Below are 20,419 nucleotides of genomic sequence, written 5' to 3'. Positions count from 1 at the left end.
TGAGACTCTTTAGGCGGCTGCTGTACGATTGCCGTAGGAACTGGCGGACCCGGCCGGTAAGCTGGGATAGATATGAGAAACATGCATCTGCGTGTTTCTTATATTTTCCCTATGATGTTTGGTTACGAACAGTATGTATACGAATTATTCGTGTACAAACAGATAATGTGGAGGTAAAAAAATGATTAAAAAATTAATGAAAAGTATACGGGAGTATAAACGGGATTCCATATTGACTCCTTTTTTCGTATCGCTGGAAGTTGTAATGGAGGTAATTATACCGCTTCTTATGGCAATGCTGATTGATTATGGAATCGATGGTAAGGATTTGGGATACATATGGAGAATGGGGATCTTTCTGGTAGTATCCGCCATGATATCCCTCATATTCGGGGCACTTTCAGGCAAGTATGCAGCCAGCGCCTCGGCAGGATTTGCAAAGAATCTGAGAAAAGATATGTATTATAATGTACAGAACTTTTCATTTTCTAATATTGATAAATTTTCAACGGCAAGTATCGTTACAAGGCTTACCACAGATATAACAAATGTGCAGAACGCTTATCAGATGATTATACGAATGGCGGTGAGAAGCCCGATTATGCTGGTGTTTTCCATGATTATGGCATTTGGAATTAATGTGCAGATGGCCTTTATTTTCTTATGTGCCATACCTATACTGGGGATTGGACTCTGGGTGATTATGACAAAAGCGCACCCCATATTTGAACGGGTATTCCGTACCTATGATAAATTAAATAATGTTGTCCAGGAAAACCTTCACGGAATCCGGGTGGTAAAGTCCTATGTACGGGAAGAACATGAGAACGGAAAGTTTAAGAAGATTTCCGGCAGTATTTATTCTGATTTCTCAAAGGCAGAAAAACTGCTGGCTTTTAATATGCCGCTGATGCAGTTTTGTATGTATGCATGTATGCTGCTGGTTTCCTGGTTTGGTGCAAGGGCAATTGTGGCATCCGGAAATAATCCGGCAGTGGGGATGTCAACTGGACAGTTAATGAGTTTGATTACTTATGCAATGCAGATACTGATGAGTCTGATGATGCTGTCCTTGGTATTTGTAATGATCACCATGTCAAGAGCTTCTGCCGAGCGTATCGTAGAAATTCTTACTGAGGAAAGCAGCCTGAAAAATGGGGAACATCCGGTAATGGAAGTGAAAGATGGCTCCGTAGTATTCGCAGATGTAAATTTCAGTTATGCAGATGATCAAAATAAATTGTGCCTGAAGAATGTAAATCTGGAAATTAAATCCGGTGAAACCGTTGGCATTATCGGTGGAACCGGTGCGGCAAAGACCACCCTTGTCCAGTTAATACCAAGGCTGTATGATGTGACTTCCGGCAATCTTCTGGTTGGAGGCAGGGATGTGCGCAGTTATGATATAGAAACCCTCCGGGACCAGGTAGCCATGGTGCTGCAGAAGAATATTCTCTTCTCCGGAACTATTAAGGAGAATCTCCGCTGGGGAAATGAGTCTGCAACGGATGAAGAATTGATACATGCATGTATATTGGCCCAGGCGGATGATTTTGTACAGAGTTTCCCCAATAAATATGATACTTATATAGAACAGGGAGGAAGTAATGTATCGGGAGGCCAGAAGCAGCGCCTCTGTATTGCCAGAGCACTCCTTAAAAAGCCAAAGATATTAATTCTGGATGATTCAACCAGTGCCGTTGATACCAGGACCGATGCCATGATACGAAAAGCATTTGCAGAAGAAATTCCTGATACAACGAAATTTATTATCGCCCAGCGTATCTCCTCCGTACAGGATGCGGACAAAATCATTGTTATGGACGGCGGGTATATACAGGATGTGGGTACCCACGAAGAACTGCTTGCAGGCAGTAATATTTATAGAGAAGTATATGAATCCCAGGTGAAAGGAGGCGTGGAAGATGAATCAGAACAGTCAAAATAAATCAGAAAAGAAAACAATGGAAAAAGTAAACGGAAAAGTAGTGAAGAGACTCTTGTCCTATATCGGGCAGTATAAACTGCGCTTTACCTTAGTGCTTATCTGTATCCTGATCAGTGCACTGACCAGTGTAGCCAGCTCTTTGTATCTGGAGACGCTGATTGATGATTATATAACACCGCTCTTACTGGAAGCGGCGCCTGTATTTACGCCTCTTCTGAGATCTGTCCTGTTTATGGGCTGCATCTATCTGGCTGGTGTAGTGGCAACGCTGCTCTATAACCGGCTTATGGTTGTAATTGCCCAGGGAATTCTCAAAGATATCAGAGACTCCATGTTTGCAAAAATGCAGACATTGCCCATCCGGTATTTTGATACCCATGCCCATGGAGATATTATGAGTCATTATACAAATGATACCGACACGCTGCGTCAGATGATGGCTCAGAGCATACCGCAGATGTTTTCTTCAATGATCACCATTGTGTCCGTATTTTTTGCAATGCTGTTTACCAGCTGGCAGCTGACCATATTTGTGCTGATTTTTGTATTTATTATGCTGAACGTGACGAAGCTGATCGCGGGAAAGAGCGGCTACTATTTTATTCGCCAGCAGGCAGCGCTGGGGGGGCTGAATGGTTTTATTGAAGAGATGATAAACGGGCAGAAAGTAATTAAAGTATTCTGCCATGAAGAAAAGGCCAAGGAAGAATTTAACCAGAAAAATGAGGAACTTTGTGCTGATGCCACTCAGGCAAATGCTTTTGCCAATATATTAATGCCTGTTATGGGAAATCTGGGAAATCTCCAGTATGTGTTAATTGCTATTTTGGGAGGGACACTGGCGCTGACAGGAATGGCCGGGCTTACCATCGGAACGATTGCTTCCTTCCTGCAGTTGAGCAGAAGCTTTGTAAATCCCCTCAGCCAGATATCCAACCAGTTAAATATGGTCGTTATGGCACTGGCTGGCGCAGAACGTATTTTTAATCTGATGGACGAAGAACCGGAAGTGGATGAAGGGTATGTAACGCTGGTAAATGCAGTCTATGACAAAGCAGGAAACCTGACAGAAGCAAAAGAGCGTACCGGACTATGGGCATGGAAGCATCCTCATGGGGATGGAACACTGACCTATACAGAACTAAAAGGAGAGGTACGGTTCTACGATGTGGATTTCGGATACAATGCAGATAAGATCGTGCTGCATAACATTACGCTGTATGCAGAACCGGGGGAAAAACTGGCATTTGTCGGTTCAACGGGAGCAGGGAAAACAACAATTACCAATCTCATCAACCGTTTTTATGATCTGGCAGACGGTAAGATCCGTTATGACGATATTAATATTAATAAAATTAAAAAAGACGACCTTCGGCGTTCCCTGGGTATTGTATTGCAGGATACCAATCTTTTCACCGGAACCATAATGGAAAATATCAGGTATGGAAAACTGGATGCTACTGAAGAAGAAGTATTTGAAGCGGCACGCCTGGCAAATGCAGACAGTTTTATCCGGAGACTGCCGGATGGATACGATACGGTAATTACCGGAAACGGAGGCAGCCTCTCCCAGGGACAGCGGCAGCTGATTGCAATAGCCAGAGCGGCAGTGGCTGATCCTCCGGTTATGATTCTGGATGAAGCCACTTCTTCCATTGATACCAGAACGGAATCTATTGTTCAAAGGGGAATGGACGGGCTGATGCATGGAAGAACCGTATTTGTAATTGCCCACAGATTATCCACGGTACAGAATTCAGATGTGATCATGGTATTGGAACAGGGGCGGATTATAGAACGGGGAAGCCATGCAAAACTGATCAGTGACAGAGGGAAGTATTACCAGCTCTATACAGGAGCTTTTGAGTTAGAATAAGGGGTTATTTTGTATAAAAGTATAAGAATATCATAAATGTGTAAAAAATACTCAAAAAATTGCAACGATAAATGCCAATTGCCAGTGCTATAATGTCAAAGACAAGGTGAAAATTCGTATATAAATTGTACGATTTACACAAAACAAACCTTAAGAAGGAGGACATTATGGGCAAGAGAAGAAAGAAACTATTGAGCATGGCATTGGTTGTCGGTATGGTAGTATCCAACCTGTCACCGTATACGAATGTACTGGCGGCAGAACCGGATAATGTGTCCACGGGGAGTGCAGAAACAGCGGAGTTAAATGAAGACCCCGGCGATGCACTGCCCCCTGGGACTGCAAAGGCAATTAAGGAGACAGAGTCAGAAACAGAACCAGAAACAGAACCGGTCAGCCGGGTGGAGACAGAAACAGAAGCAGTAAGGGAATCAACGTCGCAAGCAGAGACAATTGCAGAGACAAACCAGGTGGAAACAGAAAAAGAAACAATGAGTGAAACCGAGACACAGCTGACAGAAGAAACCGAGGCTGAAACTGCCAGGGAGACAAAGAATAAAAATGCAGCAGCAGTCAATAATGTGGATGTAAATGGATTGTTTGCAGAATATTATACGACTTCCGGTAGTGGAAAGAATGTGAAACTGGATGCACTCAAGTCAAAAGGTATTGATTATAATATTAATTACGGGGATTTGAATGCCAAGCTGATGCTTACAACGGGAAAAGATGATTATGCCGGCATCCGCTGGAGCGGCAGAATCCGGGTACCGGAAACAGCGGATTACACCTTCTACGGTCTTGCTGACAATGGAATTAGACTGTGGGTGAATGGAGAGCAGCTGTTTAATTACTGGGACGGCGAGTCCTGGGATATATTACAGACAAGTAAAGGAGTAGCATTAGAAGCAGGAAAATTCTATGATATTAAAGTAGAATATTTTGACTACAGCGGAGGCGCACATGCCACTTTATCCTGGAGTAATAACAAAGGATTGAAGGACAAGAGTACCATTCCGTCATCTGCATTTTTCCTCCCCTCTGATTATAATGGAATTTATATTGGAAGCATCGATACTTCCCAAGCGAACCTGAAGGAAGGCGAAGACTTTAAGGGGGATGTAACAGTAAATGGTTTTGGACTGGATCAGGTGGAAAGTTTTGAGATTGTAAAGACTTCCGGTGAATCCCTGAAGACTCCTGTCTACGCAGAAGTAACCTCACAAAAAAATGAAGAAGCAAAAATTGTAATCCCAAATATGGAAACCGGTACATACAAGCTGAAAATCAAACAGAGCAATACTGCCGTGATTTCAAAAGGCCTTATCATTGTAAAACCGGGAACAGAGGAAGTTCCAACAAGAACAGAACGTCCAAGGGCAGACTGGGAAAGAGAGTCCTATGTAAACTTAAACGGAATCTGGGAGTTCGACTTTGACGCAGATGAAGAAGGAAAAAATGCAGGCTGGTATAATCCGGATCAGGAATTTTCAAGATCCATTAACGTACCGTTCTGCTGGGAATCTTCTTTAAGCGGTATCAGTGACCCTGATTATAAAGGTCAGGCATGGTACAAGAAAACAGTTCGTGTAGACAAGTCCTGGGAAGGCAGAAAAATCTTCTTAAAGTTCGGAGCCGTTGACTGGAAATGCAAGCTCTGGGTCAATGGGGAAGAAGTCGGAGAACACATTGGCGGGTACAGCGCATTTGAAATGGATGTCACAGATCATATGAAAGCGGGCGAAGACAATGTTATAACGCTCTGGGTAGAGGATAAAGGAAGCTACGGCGATGACAGCTATCCGGCATTGATTGGTAAACAGGGAAGAAACGCACCTTGCGGATATATCCATACAAGCGGAATCTGGCAGACAGTGGGTATGGAAGCCAGAAGTGCAACCTATCTGGACAATGCCAAAGCAGTTTCGGATATTGACAATGCTACGGTAACTTATGATCTGGATGTAACCACAGATAAAGACCAGACACTTACAGTGGAATATGATTTTGCAAGTACCGTTTATGACATGGAAAATGACGTGGATATCCCTACCGGTTCCGTGGTAGAGGGAAGCCAGGAGATTCAGGTAGAATCAGGTGACAATGAGGTGGAACTTTCCCCGATTGCCATTGCAAACCAGAAACTCTGGAATTACGATGATCCAAATCTTTACCAGGGTACCCTGACCGTTAAGGATATGGATGGAAATGTACTGGATGAACTTTCTACTTACTTTGGACTTCGTAAGGTAGAAGCGAAATATTACAATGAAGACCTGGGTGTAAAATATATTTATCTCAATGATGAACCTGTTTATATGTCAGGACTTCTGGACCAGGGCTTCTGGGAGGAGGGAATCTATACCGCACCATCCGAAGATGCTTTAAAATATGATATTCTGGCAATGAAAGAAGCGGGATTCAATATGATCCGTAAGCATCTGAAAATTGAAGATCCGCTGCAGTATTACTGGTGTGATAAATTAGGAATGATGGTATGGCAGGATATGCCGCATGCAACCGCTATGGTGCCCTCCAAAGAAGGCGGCGAGGCGCTTGGCAGAAAATATTATGAAGAATGCCTGGATGCTGCAATGGAAATGAACTATAACCATCCGTCAATTGTGTCCGTTATGCTGTTCAACGAAACCTGGGGACTGTATGCGGCATATAATGATAACGGCAAGAACCGGAACGTAAAAGCATCTGACGGCAAGAGTACGGCAGAGTGGGTAGAGTACTTATATAATAAGACAAAAGGGGCATATCCGAATATGCTGATTGAGGATATGAGTCCCTGCAACAGTGACCACGTTCAGCCGTCTGACCTGAATACATACCACATGTATCCAAAATCTTATGACGGTACAGTAGGTGATGTGGAGAACAGGGTTAACAATGCATATGTAGGATCAGAAAATAACTATAAGTTCGGCTTTAAGCAGGATGGCGATCCCCTTTTGAACAGTGAGTACGGCGGTGTTGCTGCTTATGACGGCGATTTTGACATCTCCTATTGCTTTAAATTTATGACAGATGTTCAGAGAAGATATGAAAAACAAAGCGGTTTCGTATATACAGAGCCATTTGACGTAGAATACGAGCGCAACGGAATATTGACCTATGACAGGCAGAAGAAGATCTTTGGTTATGATGAAATTGCATATGGCGGTGACATGGGAATCCAGGATTTAGTACAGGAGACCTATATCGGAATCGTAGACAGTCCGGTTAAAAATGTAAAACCGGGAGCAAAGATAAAAACAAAGATTATGGCAATGAGCTGGACAAATGATGTACCGGAAAATACCGTTGTAAAATGGCGTTTCGACGGAACAGATATCTATGGAAACAATATCAGTACGGACCTTGCCGGTACACTGGGAATGGAAATTATCCCTTATGAAAAAGCAGAAGCAAGCCTTTCCTTCCATGCGCCTGCCCAGGCGTGTGTTGGAACTTTAACCGTATGGATAGAAGGACCGGATGGAGCAAAAATTGCGAAAAACTTTACCAATATCGTAGTTGCAGATCCGTCAAGCGAGAATAAAGAACTGGTTCTGGATAACGAAAATGGTTCCATTACCATGAAAGCAGCTGTTAATGACCGCAGGATGGTTACCACAGAAGGAACCGGAAGCCAGGATTACAGCTATACATTGCCGGAAAACTTTAACCTGGATACGTTAAATGGCCTGAAAATTATTGCTGAGGCATCATCCTTTAAAGGTCAGACAGGAACTGATAAGAACCATTCTTCTTTCAGCTCTGCATACAGCCAGACAGCAGAGGGCAGGGAGCGGGCATCGGATATGACCGTTTATGTAAACGGCGTAGAGGTTGACACGGTGTATCTTCCGGACAACCCAAGGGATATGAGAGGAACACTTTCCCTGAATGCTCCATATAACGGTGCAACCAGTGCAGGTGATTTTGGTTATCTGGTAAATTTAAGTGTATCAAAGGAAAAACTGGCTGAAATTAAAGCCGCTATGGGTGACAGTAAAGTAATGAAAGTTACTTATGCTGTAAAAGAGGATGCAGCAAATCAAAACGGACTTCGTATTTACAACTCCGTATACGGAAGATATGCTGTAAATCCTACCATTATCTTAAATCCAAAAGACATTGAAAAAGCAGATCAGGTAACGGCAGTAAAAAATATTAAGACAGATTCTGATAATTACAGTGTTGAAGGTGTCTTATCCGGCAATTCCAGCCTGAACGTAAGAACGGGCGAGAAAGAAGGATATGTTATCGCTCTTGCAAACGGCGGAAGCAGTATTACCGTTACAAATAAGAAGACAAACCAGGTGATTGGAGATGCAGCAGAATTGGCAGCAGGAAACCATCACGTAAAAGTAACCTTATTTGACGAACAGATTCGTGTATTTGCAGATAACAACCCGGAAGCTGCTATAAATGTATTTGACAGAAGCGGTTTTACCGGAGGAATCACGGTAAATGCATCCGGAACCAATCCAGTAGCAGATCTTGTGGTTTCACCGGAATCCTATGAAGCAGTTAAGTCGGAAATCGATGATACCGTAAAAGATGTTGAAATAACGGATGATTTCAGCGATGCAGATTATGCAAAAAGATATGAAATCATGGGTGGTGCATGGAGTGGAAACGTCGTAAACGGCGCACTGAATATGAGCGCTTCTGATCAGGGAGATAAAATGATAATGAAGGACATCTCCATGTCAGACGGTATCTACGAAATGGATATCAAAGTAACCAACTCATCAGGAATAAACGGAAATGCAGGATTCTTATTCCGTTCTTCTAACTATAATATTGGACCGGATGGTGCCAATGGATATTATGCAGGTATTGGTGACCGTTATGTACAGCTTGGACGCATGAGCCAGGGATGGAAAGAGCTTGCTAAAGTTACCGTTCCGGAACTGGTTGTAGGAAGTACACATACACTCCGCATTGCAGTATTTGGTTCCCGGATCCAGATCTATGTAGATGATGCCCAGGTTCCATGTGTAGACATTAATGATTCTACGTATCTGGAAGGCGGCGCAGCTGTCAGAGGCTACCGTGTAGCAGCCACATTAGACAACATCCATGTGGCAAGCATCCCGCGTTATAGCAGCACATTTGAAAAAGGCAGTGATGAATGGGAAGCAAACGGAAACTGGAAGACCGTGGACGGAGCTTATACTTCCGCTTCTAAGGGTGCATACTCCCTGATTGACAGCAATAAAATAAAAGATGTTCTGTTTGCAGCAGATGTAAAACCGGGAACAGAGGACTCCGTAACCGCAATGCTGCTGCGTACCGTAAGCGGGTCAGCAGGAATCAGAGGCTATCAGCTGGTTGCAGATGCAGAAAATGATAAAGTAAAGATTGTAAAATCGGAAAATGGCAGGACTACCGTTCTGGCGGAAACCGGCATGCGCCTTCAGGCAGGCAGGACATACCGTTTAACTGTGGAAATGCAGGGCTCAGTTATCAAGGTTTATAAAAATGACAACAGAGAAGCGCTTATGATAGCAGAAGATTCGGCATTTACCGCAGGTCAGATTGGTATCATGAATGTAAATGGAACTTCGGCCATCGACAACGTAGCAGTCAACAACCAGTTTATTGACGGCGGGTTAATGAAACCGGCAGATCCAAAAGCGCTGGATGAAATCATTGCAGAAGCACAAAAAGCAGATGCAGGCAAATATACCGCAGATTCTTACAGCAGACTCAAAGCAGCTCTGGATGCGGCCCTGGATGCGGATCGTTACGATCAGCAGGAAATTGACGGGGCAGTTACAGCAGTCAGAGAAGCGCTTAACCAGCTGGTATTAAAACCAGTTGATCTTACGGTATTGAACAGTAAAATTGCAGAAGCGAAGAAATTAGACCCAGGCAGATATACGGCAGATTCTTATGCCAAAGTAAAAGCAGCACTGGCAGCAGCGGAAGCAGTGAATAAAAAAGACCAGGCAGCAGTAGATGTAGCAGCAAAAGCATTAGGTGATGCCATTGGACAGCTCAAGATAAAACCTGCAGACTTAAGTGTATTAAACCAGAAGATTGCAGAAGCGAAGAAACTGGATGTGAACAAGTATACCGCCGATTCTTATGCTAAGGTAAAAGCGGCACTGGCAGCAGCAGAAGCAGTTAATAAGAACGACCAGGCAGCAGTAAATGCGGCAGCAAAGAACTTAAGCGATGCAATGGCACAGCTCAAGGTGAAACCGGCCGCTCCGAAGGTACCTAAGAAAAATGCAGTTTATACCGTCAACAGTCTGGTATACAAAGTAACAAAATCTTCATCCAAAAACGGAACCGTAAAAGTAATGAAGGCAAAGAAAAAATCATATACCTCCATCAGTGTTCCAAAGACCGTAAAATTAAATGGTTATACCTTCAAGGTTACGGAGATCTATAAGAATGCATTTAAAAACAATACCAAATTAAAGACAGTTAAGATTGCAGATAATGTAAGCAAAATCGGCTCTTACGCATTTGCAGGATGCAGAAAACTGAAATCCGTTACAATTGGTAAAGGACTGAAAAGCATCGGAAGCAAAGCATTCTATAATGACAAAGTATTAAAGAGTATCGTAATAAAATCAACAAAAGTCAGCAAAGTTTACAGCAAAGCATTCAGCGGAATCCATAAGAACGCTTATATTAATGTGCCAAACAAAAAGGCATCTGATTATAAGAAAACCTTCAAAAAAGGGAATCCGGCAAAGACGGTAAAGATTAAATAATTGAGAAAAGACTGCTCCGGTTTTTACGGCTGGAAGCAGTCTTTTTTTGATTTTTGGCGGATCGTATTCGACTGGCTCCTATTGGATACGAAGCGGTCACTGAGCCGGGAAATGCATCAGGATTTCCCTGCAAATGCCTGCAAATACCCGCAAATACCTGCAAATGCCAGCAAATGCCCGCGTGCCGCCAAAAAGCGGCTAAATCCCATTTATCAGTTTGTATCTTCAAAAGCTTCATGTTATAATCGGAAAAGATAATGAGGATTTGGGGGATGAGTTATGTTTACAGAAAAGAAAAACCGTTTACAATTTACGTATTACAGTAGTTTTTTATTGTTAATTGTGATTCCTATTCTATTTATTATCATAGGGTCGTTTGCCATAGTCAGGACGATGATGCTTCGTTCCGCCACAGAAAAAATTGAACTGGTTCAGGCTAATGTAGAGAAGACCCTGGAAGAAGAGATAGACAATGTCTCCATGCGTCTGTCTCATCTGTGTAATGTAAATAACAGTGATGTATTGGCTTTGGCGGCACAGACAGATGACAGCAATGCATTTAACAAATATAACTTTGAAAAGATTTTACGGGAAACTTTCAATTATATGATGATCCCAAGTGATGATATGCTGGCTTCCGTGTTCTATATGGTCAGCGGGGACAACACTTATATCAAGGATGACCTGGTAATACCCCAGACTGAGATCAAACAGTCAAAGTGGTATCAGCAGGCATTGTCGAACAAGAATAATGTGTGTATAGGCAGTTATTCGTCTAAAGTAACCTATTCTCTAAAGACAAAATATCAGTTTACCATTGCAGCGGGGCTGTCCCCGGACAACAGTCTGGACAGAACGAATAAAATTGAGATGGCAACCTTGTTTATTCAGTCTGAAATCGGAAATATGCTTCGGGAATATAACAAAGAAAGCAGTCTTGGAACCATGTACCTGGTGGACGAAAACAAAGAAGTGCTCCTGAATGTCAGCGATCAGGAAATCCAGCTTCCAAATGATCTGGATCTGAACCAGAGTATATATCGAGAGCGCTTAGGTTTAACGGCATTTACATATCTGGTAAAAGAGATTACCCCAACCGGTTGGAAGCTGGTAAGCGTGGTAGATTCAGAGATTCTGTTGGAGGAATTTAATAAAATTGCTTGTATTATTATAGTGATTACCGTAATACTCTTCATTTTATTTTACCTGTTTTCCAGCATCTTCTTAAAGCGTATTATACATCCGGTCAATGAGGTCATTGAAGGGCTGAAGCAGGTAGAAGGAGGAAGCCTTGACATTCATATTCCAATCAGCGGACAGTCAGAAATCAGAACCATGATCCATTCTTTCAACCGCATGGTGCGCAGGTTAAAAGTACTGATTCATGATAATGAGCAGCAGCAGCAAATGAAACACGAAGCCGAGATACGGGCACTGCAGTCACAGATTAACCCGCACTTTTTGGTAAATACACTGAGTTCGATCCGCTTTATGGCTCAGGTATCAAAGTTCGATGGGATTAAAAATATGGCGGAAGCATTAATTCGCATTCTGTCCTGTTCTTTTCGCAGAAACGGAAGTTTTTACAGCCTGAAGGAAGAGCTGGAGGTGCTCAGCAGCTATATTTTCTTGATGAAAGTGCGTTATTCAGATGGATTTGAATATACAGCAGATGTAGGGGAGGCGTGTATGGAGGACCGGGTACCCCGGCTTATTCTGCAGCCGATTATAGAAAACTGTATCGTCCATGGATTTAGTGAAATGGAGGATATCGGGGAAATACAGCTGCGGGCTTATCATGAAGAAGACAAGCTTTGCATTGTCATTGAAGATAATGGAAAGGGTATGACAGAAGCTCAGATTCGTGAGATATTAAAACCAAAAGAAGATAAGGAGGACAATTACAGCATTGGAATATCCAATGTATACAGCAGGCTGAAGCTGAATTTTGGAGAGACGTGTGAGATGAAAATTGTGAGTGAACCTGGAAAATACACCAGAACAACTATTGAGATACCGCGTAAAAGTATGGGATAGCTCATGAATCAGAGAGGATGATGAAGATGTACAGAGTTATGTTTGTAGATGATGATATGATTGTAAGGACAACACTGCATACGATCGTGGATTGGGAAAAGTTTGGGTTTGAAATTGTGGGTGATGCCAAAAATGGACAGCAGGCATTGGAAAAGTTAAAGGATACCTGCGTAGACCTGTTAATTACCGATATGAAAATGCCAATCATGGATGGTATTACATTGATTAAGCAGGTAAACCGGATGGAACAGGTACCAGTAATTCTCGCGCTTAGCGGTTACGATGATTTTCTGCTGGTGCGGGAGGCGTTCCGGCTGGGGGCACAGGATTATCTGCTTAAATCAGATATCAATGAGATTATGCTGAGCAGCCATCTGGAACGCATCGCAGATCATCTGCAAAAGGCGAAGGGGAGCAGTCCGGTGGGGAAAACAACGGTAAAACCAGTGGGAGAAAGCCAGATTCTGCAGGATATGGCTCTTGGAAGGACGGAGTTAAAAGAATCTTTTTTTGCAGATTATTATTATATTGTCCGTTTTGAAATTCTGGATTTCAAACAGCAGGTATTCCGATTTGGCAATGACCTGGAGGATGCATTGATAAAACCGATGCTGGAAATTGCAAATCAGATACCCATGGTTGCTTCCAAATGTACGATCTGCTCCCTGTCGCCTTCTTCTTATCTCTTGTATTATCGTGCGAAGGATGCCGATGAAAATAGAAAGAACCGGGTGCAGTCGGTAAGCAGACAGATACTGAATAACTGGAAGAATTATATGAATCTCCCGGCAATTGCAGGAATCAGCCAGATCGGTTCAGGTGCATCCGGGTTCCTGGAATGCTTACAATCGGCTGGAGTTCTGCTCACATTTCAAAGTGTTTTCGAAAAAACAGATGTATTTACCACGGATATCCAGCAAAAGGTCAATTTACAGGAAGCTATCCAGGCGGGAATCCGTTACCAGGACTTAAAAGACAGCCTGAAATCCCTGGATAATGCGGCATTTGAACAGAGCTGTCAGAGAATTTTCACTAACTTTTACCAAATGGGATTTGAGCAGGCAAAAATAGAAAGCATCTACATGATCTACCAGGTGTCGGTGTCTCTGCGGGAGAATAACGATGATATTCTGAAGGTATTTCCCCAAGAGGTGGATTACTACGAAAAAATACAACGGATAACCAGTTTAAAGGAAATGGAGATCTGGATGACCAATTACCTTCGCTGGATTATGGATTACCTGGAACATAACTATGACAGAAGGCAGAACGATGTAATACAAAAAGCAAAGCGCTTTATCTGGGATAACTATGCCAATCCGGAACTTTCCCTGGGTAATGTGGCGGATTTTGTAGGATTAAATGAAAAATACTTCAGCACCCGGTTTACGAAAGAGACAGGAACTACATTCAGCAGTTATCTGATGGAATTCCGTATCTCTAAAGCAAAAGACCTGATTCGAAAGACGGATATGAAAATTTATGAGGTCAGCCAGAGCGTAGGATATAACAGTGTGGAACACTTTAACAGGATATTTAAAAAGCTTTGCCAGATGAGCCCGGTTCATTATAAAAAGGGCGGGAGCAGAGTATAAAATAAACATGCTCTAATACTACAGGCAACAGTTTATAAGTGTCCTGTCATTGTCTATCGCATTCTCTTTCCGAACACCCCCCAGCTACAAAGCGTTCCCTTCATAAAAAAACACAAATTTAAGCTAAAACTGTACGCCGTAGTACAAAGACATCTGGATTGAAAACCTTTGTTTTCAAACAGATGTCTTTTTTGCAAGTGTGGGCTGCATTCTCATACCTGACTTTAGATCAATAAAAACAACCAGGGTACAAGGAAATAAATCAAGTTCAATGATAAAATGAGACCAACCAGGTGGGAAGGAGTGGAATAATATGGTAAAAATGAAAAGTTTTAAAGCGTATATCCTGGCAGCGGCAGTGGTTTTAATCGTTGCAGCAGGTATTCTTTTTGCATGTTTTACGGGAAAAAATAAAAAAGTTGTGGCTGCAGTGAATGACATTCCCATCTATCAGGAAGAAATCATATTTGCAGCATCCGAACTGCGGTTGTCAATCCGCAATGAATGGATGAATACATATAACCTGGATTCGGAAGGGTTTTCCTGGGAAAAAAGTTATGACGGAGGGGAAAGTGCTTTAGCTTGCGTAACGGACAGGGCTGTCCGGATAATTGCAGGAGATAAGCTTCTTCAGAAAATTGCCCTGGATAAGGGATTGATGGAAGCCATCGATTACCCATCCATTCAAAAGCAGATGGAAAGTGAGAACGCACAGCGGCAGGAGAAAAAGAGCAAAAACGAGGTGTTTTACGGGATTACGAGTTTCCCTGAGAGCCAGTATTATGATTATCTGAACCAGAACCTGAGACTTCAGGTGATCCGGAAATTAAGTGAGGACGAGCTGCTTGTATTATCGGATGAAGAGATGCAGAAGATCTACAATGAGAACATGGAATATTTTCAAAATAAAGATTTTGAAACGGTGAAGATGAGTGTAAAAGACTTAGGCTTAAAGGAAAAATTTGACCAATATATGGAAGATATGCTTGCGAAAGCAGACATTCAAATAAACAAACCGGAGGTGATGGAGCAGGCAGTTAAGAAGGCAGTGATGTAGCTGAAAAAATAGAAACAGGCTATATCAAAGAAAAAAGGAGGAAAAGATTGATGAGATTGAAAAAGCAATGGACAGCCAGGGCAATGAGCGTTCTTCTGGCAGGCGCAATGACAGTTTCCGGAATTCCGGCTACGGCACAGGCAGCAGAGCAGGAGACAGTTACAGAGTCAGTTACGAATACAGTTACAGCGGTACAGCACGGGTACCAGGCAGTGATAAATGAATATGTACCTGTGACAGACGGAACCATCTATTATGTGGACAGTGAAACGGGAAGCGACGAAAACGATGGAACATCAGCAGATAAAGCATTTAAGACTCTGGAAAAAGTAAATGCAGTAAACCTCCATCCGGGGGATTCCATCCTGCTGAAAAAGGGAAGTATTTTCGATAACCAGCGTCTGTATCCAAAGGGAAAAGGAACAGAGGAAAGACCTATTCTGATCAGCAGCTACGGTGAAGGTAATATGCCGGTGATCAATGCAGGCGGTTTTCGAAAGACAGGGGCTGCCAATCCAGACGGAACACCCGGATATGCAGGGTATAAAGAAGCAATTTTGATTGAAAACATGGAATATACTACGGTTACCGGTATTGAGGTAACCAATGACGATGATTTCACGGTGAACTGGCAATCCGGTGCATCCAACAAGGATGATGAACTGCCAAGAAGGCTGGGAATCCATGTAACGGTGGATGAACGGGCAGTAGAAACTTATAAAGGGCTGGATGAGCGTTCGTATAAGGGCATTGTGATTGACGGCTGCTATGTTCATGATGTAGATGGAAATGAAAACAGAGGTGTGAATAAAGTCGACGGTGGCATTGGGATTGAGGTTATTTTTAGTTCCAAAGCGGGCGTTTATCCTTATTTTGACGGTGTTACCATTAAGAATAATCAGATTGAGAAATGTGACCGTACCGGAATCAAAGGAATCCGTATTTCGGATTTAGACAATTTCCGACACAATGATCCCAGTAAAAGCGATTATGATCCCAATAATGACGCGGACAATAATGGGGCAAATGACGGGTCCCGCAGTAATAATATCCGTTACAAAGATCAGGCTCAGAGAAACTATAAGGTTCTGAATAATGATGTATCGGATATTGGAGGAGACGGAATTCTGGTATGTGAGACAAAGGGAGCAGTTGTAGAAAATAACTTACTCCACAATCATACCATGCGTGCCACTCCGGGAGCCAATGCGGGAATATGGTCCTGGAATGCATTTGACACAATGTTCCGATATAACGAAAGTTATGGCGGACCTTCTTATAATCAGGATGGATGTTCTTACGACAGTGATTATTACAGTGCAGGGACAATTTTTGAATATAACTACAGTCATGATACTCCAATGGGATTTATGCTGTTAATGGGTGGTAACGATACAGATGTTATCCGTTATAATTTAAGTCAGAATGATGGTATGGTAATGAGGCACATTGCAGCTGGAAGCAGTACGCCAAGTTATATCTACAACAATGTATTTTATTATAATGGAGATAACTGGAAGTGGTCTTTGGGATCTCCTAACTCCGTAGCATCAAACTGGAATTTTTACAATAACATTTTCTACAACACCAGTACCAAGAGTAACGGGGAATGGGGAAATGTGGACTGGTCAAAGGCAGGCACTGCCAATAACCTGGTCTATAATGCAACCGGAACATATTCGGAAAAAGAGATTGCAGGTGCAATCCACGGAGATCCGGAGTTTGTTAAACCCGGAGGCGGTGCAGACAGGGCAGATGGAAATAAGGATAATATCTGGTCCTCGCTGGAAGCTTATCAGATTAAGAACAGTTCTATAGCGATTGGAGCAGGTACCTATGTAAATGTGGTGCCCCAGACCAAACAGTCTAATGCAGGACAGTGGGATTATACATCTGACCGTAATGCAACACAGGATTTCTACGGCAATCCGCTGTATAACGGAGTACCGGACATTGGTATCCACGAATCTGCAGATACTGGAACCCGTGATTTCACAATAGAAAAAAATGCTGTTTACCGTGTTATGAACACAGATCAAATGTCTTATCTGGAAATAAGCGGAAACGAACTGGCATTGAATAAAGAGGAAGACAATAATCAGGGATTTACATTTGTGGGAACAAAAGACGGAGTAAAGATCCGCATATGGGATTCCGAAGCAAACAGTTATCAGTATCTCGCTATTGTAAATGATACATTTGCTTTATCCGAGACCGATCAGACGGTATGGCAGACAGAAGATCTTCACAATGGACTGTTCCGTCTTCATGATGGAAATCAATACCTGAGTCTGGCAGACGGAAAAGTCACAGTAGAAGCACCGGCAGATACAGCGGCACAGCAGTGGTATCTGAAACTGGCAGAGCATTCTTCTTCTTTTAACAGCGGCGGCGGGGAGATTGAAGGATATTCCCCTGATCAGGCATTTGATGCAGAAAAAGGGAAGTCCGGTTATTATGGTGAAGTGAAACAGATCAGCGGTACGGCAGCAGGAGCAGATGAAGTTTATAACACCGCTCTTACCGGTGCAGAATTTGGCTATAAGATCTATGCCAAACAGGGCGAATACAACGTGAAGCTGAATTTTGCCGAGTTAGAAGGCGTAAAAGACAGAACGTTTGATATTCTGGTAAATGGTGAGCAATACGATGTCCATACAATTACGGATACCGCCTCTGTAAAAGAAATAGGTTCGGTATATCCGGTGGACGGAATCATTGATATTCGTCTGGCAGCCGCATACAATGGAGACGGAATAGAAACAGACGCTATCTTAAACGGTATTTCACTGGAAAGAAATGCAATGTCTGATGTCAATATGCGACTGAACTGCGGTGGAGATGCTTCTGATGGTTTATATGCAGATGCCCGGTTCCCCGCAGGCGGCAGCGGATATTATGGAGAAAATACAGAGACAGAGGCAGGCAACAGACTGCCTGATCCTGATGCAGGAATGGGAACCGTTTTAAAATCTGCAAGATCAGGACAGGATTTTGGATACAAATTTAAAGCCCAGCCTGGAAATTACAGAGTAAAATTGTACTTTAATGAAGTAAATGATGAAGAGCATATCTTCAGCATTGCCTTAAACGGAAAAACTATTAAGGAAAACTATAGCATTAAAAAAGAGGCAGGCGGAAAAGAAAAAGCAGTGGACATTACGGCCTATACGGAGTCTCAAAATGGTTTGATTGATATTCACTTTACTGCAGCAGAGGGATCTTTGGCCATGGTGAATGCTATTGTAGTAGAGCCGTATGCAGGTATCGAAGGTGACAATCTGGCAGTTGGCAAAACAGTGAGCGCCAGCTCCGAAAAGGGCAGCAATACGGCAGACAAGGCTATTGATAATAATCAGTCCACACGCTGGTCGGCAGAGGACAGCGGAGACCAGTGGTATCAGGTAGATCTTGGAAAGAACTACATGATTAACAATGTGGCGGCAGACTGGACCCCGGGTGCTTATGCCACCAAATACCGTGTGGAGATCTCCGAGAATGGTGTGGATTTCACTACGGCGGCATCTGTAAATGCTGCATTGCCGGGATTAAATGTAACTACCCTGGATTCAGAAGTGGCACGTTACATACGGATTACAGGAGAAGAAAAAAATGCTTCCTGGGGAATATCCATGACAGAGCTTGGTGTGTATGGAACAGAAGTACGTGGAAATGCCCGGGTGCATGTTGCGACAAACCATGCAGACGGCACAGAAAATAATTATGATCTGATTATCGGTGCCCAAAATATCTACAAACGTTATAAAACAATGACGGTTAAGATGAGTTATGACAGCCATCTTGCAGAATTTGTGGAAGCAAAGACAGATTTAAACACCGGAGCACTGGTCAATGTCTCCACGTCGCAGCCGGATCTTTCTAACCCGGACAATGCGGTGGTAACATCTGTCTTCAGTATCAAAAAAGCAGATGGATTTATGGAAACGGCAGAAATTTTATCCGCGAGATTTAAGGCTTTAAGTCAGGAGAAAACGCCAATCTATACGGAAATTGCCCTGACCAATGCGGCAGGACACGTAACAACCCTTCCGGTAAAAAAAGTATTTATTCCGGATGAAGTAAGTAAGGAGCAGTTAGCGGCATTTATTGCAGAGGCAGTTGTGCTTCATGATGAAGCTGAAGTAGGCGATATGCGCGGACAGTATCCAAAGGAAGCGAAAGATGCATTCCATGAGGCCATTCGGTCAGCGCAGGAAACAGCCGGGAATCCGGATGCTGCAGCGGACAGCTATAAAGAATCTTATCTTGCGCTTGAAGAAGCGGTGACAGTATTTAAGAACAGCGTAGTTGTTGCAAAATATACCAACTACCACAGAGATTATAACATAGATACAGAAGCCAATTATTCCGGCGGAACTGCAGCGGTTGAAAACCAGGCACTGAAGCTGAGTCTGTCAGGAGGCGGAAAAGTCCATGTAGTAGACCAGGATTCCACCCCATTAAAAGAAGGCACTTATTACACCAGATTCTCCGTAAATAATTTATCAGACCAGACAAGGTTTGTAATTAAGCTTACAACCGGGAACGAGATAGTAGTGGGAATTGACGGAAACAGTAACTGGTTCTGGGAAGACGGCAAAACCTATGGATACTTTAAAGGCTTTGGTGTAAGCGTTAATACAGAATATGAATTACAGGTGAATCTGGTGATGACCGGAGCGAATACCTGTACATTAGAACCAGTTGTGAATGGAGTTTCCCTTGGAAAATCCGGAAATATTTATCATGACGGCGCAGCAGGCAAGGCAGGATTCTCTACCAGAAATGTTGCAAGAACCTTTACCGTCAAGGAGTTCTATTTCACAAATGCACCAAAACACGTGATCAATGTAACGGCTTCGGGAAAAGGAAGCGTCAGCCAGACCGGCACAGTAACTGCGTTTGAAGAAGCGGACAAGACGTTATTCTTTACTCCGGAAGAAGGGGAGCGTATTACGAAGGTTCTGGCAGACGGTGTGGATGTAACAGACGAAGTACAGGACAACAGTTATACTTTTGCGTATATTCGTAATGACCATACTCTGGAGGTCACATTTTCAGGTGACGGAGGCAGCGGTGAAGAGACAGAAAAGGTTACCTACCATCAGGACTACAGCGTAGATGATAGGGCTGACTATGCAGGAAATCTGATGGAGAGCAGTGTAGTAGAAGAAGATG

Annotated in this window: 7 protein-coding genes; all 7 read left to right on the top strand. The window is 43.0% G+C overall.

Annotated elements, in window-relative coordinates:
* Positions 1-181 precede the first annotated feature (181 nt).
* The gene (locus tag RHS_RS24460; protein WP_047834642.1) at positions 182-1,948 is read left to right on the top strand and encodes an ABC transporter ATP-binding protein; all 1,767 of its coding nucleotides are present in this window, start codon (positions 182-184) and stop codon (positions 1,946-1,948) included.
* Positions 1,926-3,824 (top strand): ABC transporter ATP-binding protein, encoded by a 1,899-nt coding sequence (locus tag RHS_RS24455; RefSeq protein ID WP_047834641.1) that lies wholly within the window; start codon positions 1,926-1,928, stop codon positions 3,822-3,824. The genes RHS_RS24460 and RHS_RS24455 overlap by 23 nt, the downstream gene beginning before the upstream one ends.
* Before the next feature lie 167 nt (positions 3,825-3,991).
* Positions 3,992-10,552 (top strand): glycoside hydrolase family 2, encoded by a 6,561-nt coding sequence (locus RHS_RS24450; protein WP_047834640.1) that lies wholly within the window; start codon positions 3,992-3,994, stop codon positions 10,550-10,552.
* Between the two features lie 279 nt (positions 10,553-10,831).
* A complete protein-coding gene (locus RHS_RS24440) occupies positions 10,832-12,589 on the top strand; it encodes a sensor histidine kinase (protein ID WP_044296102.1) in 1,758 nt (585 codons plus the stop codon).
* 26 nt (positions 12,590-12,615) lie between these two features.
* A complete protein-coding gene (locus RHS_RS24435) occupies positions 12,616-14,184 on the top strand; it encodes a response regulator (protein WP_047834638.1) in 1,569 nt (522 codons plus the stop codon).
* Positions 14,185-14,497: 313 nt separating this feature from the next.
* Entirely contained in the window at positions 14,498-15,241 is a 744-nt protein-coding gene (locus RHS_RS24430; RefSeq protein WP_047834637.1) for a hypothetical protein, read from the top strand.
* Positions 15,242-15,291: 50 nt separating this feature from the next.
* The coding region (locus RHS_RS31890) for a malectin domain-containing carbohydrate-binding protein (RefSeq protein WP_395023511.1) at positions 15,292-20,419 on the top strand (5,128 nt) is incomplete at its 3' end.

The sequence above is a fragment of the Robinsoniella sp. RHS genome (assembly GCF_001029355.1).
GTDB lineage: Bacteria > Bacillota > Clostridia > Lachnospirales > Lachnospiraceae > Robinsoniella > Robinsoniella peoriensis.
Note: the sequence above shows the minus strand (reverse complement) of the source record. Positions and strands in the feature narration are given on the sequence as shown.